The 926-nt window shown below is 69.1% G+C and carries 1 protein-coding gene; it reads left to right on the top strand.

The window, feature by feature from the left end:
• Window positions 1–794, top strand: a 794-nt coding sequence (locus G3N99_RS40975; protein WP_206125278.1) for a type II secretion system F family protein, incomplete at its 5' end; no start/stop codon positions are given.
• Window positions 795–926: the final 132 nt, after the last annotated feature.

Raw genomic sequence — 926 nt, 5'->3', positions numbered from 1 at the left:
CGCTGTTCAACCTCGAGCGCCGCCAGGGCCGCCTGCGCGCGTGGCTGCAGCGCCGCGTGACGCGTGTGCGTGCGGTCGGCGGCAAGGGCGGGGTGAGGATCGTCGTCGCGAGCACGATCGCCGGTGCGATCGCGGCGATCATCGCGGTGAAGCTGATCGGACCGCCGGGCTTCCTGCGTCCGCTGATCTACGTCGGGTTGCCGCTGGTCGCGATGCGCGCCAGCTACCGTGCGCTGGTGGAGCGCTTCCGGATCCGCTTTCTCGAAGCGTTCCCCGACGCGATCGACGTGATCGTGCGGGCCGTGCGCGCGGGCATTCCGGTCACGCAGGCGATCAGCATGGTCGGCGACGGCGCGGCCGAGCCGGTGCGCGCGACGTTCCGCTCGATGGGCGACAGCCTGCGCGTCGGCGCGGATCTCAAGGACGTGCTGACGCAGGCGGCGGACCGGCTGATGATCGCGGACTTCTCGTTCTTCACCGTCTACCTGCTGCTGCAGCGCGAGACGGGCGGCAGCCTCGGCGAAACGCTCGACGAGCTGTCGAGCATCATTCGCACGCGTCGCGACATCCGCCTCAAGACCCGCGCGCTGACCGCCGAAGGGCGCATCACGACGAACATCATTTCGGCGGTGCCGTTCGTGATGATCGGCGCGTTGTTCCTCGTGAACCGCGACTACGTGATGCTGCTGTTCACGACGCACCCGGGGAACACGATGCTGACGATCGCGGCCGGGTTGCTGACGGTCGGCCTGCTGGTGATCCGCAAGATCTCTAAACTGGATACCGCGCGATGACGATGTCGATACTGGCCGCCCGTGGCCTCGAATTGCTGTTGTTGCTCGGCTGCGTCGCGGTGGCGCTCGCCACGCCCGGCGGCGGCACGCGCCAGCGGATCGCCATGCGCGTGCGGCAGGCTGCCGGGCAGC

Source organism: Burkholderia sp. Ac-20392, assembly GCF_017104585.1.
GTDB classification, from domain to species: Bacteria; Pseudomonadota; Gammaproteobacteria; order Burkholderiales; family Burkholderiaceae; genus Burkholderia; species Burkholderia lata.
This window is presented reverse-complemented; position numbering and strand designations above follow the sequence as displayed.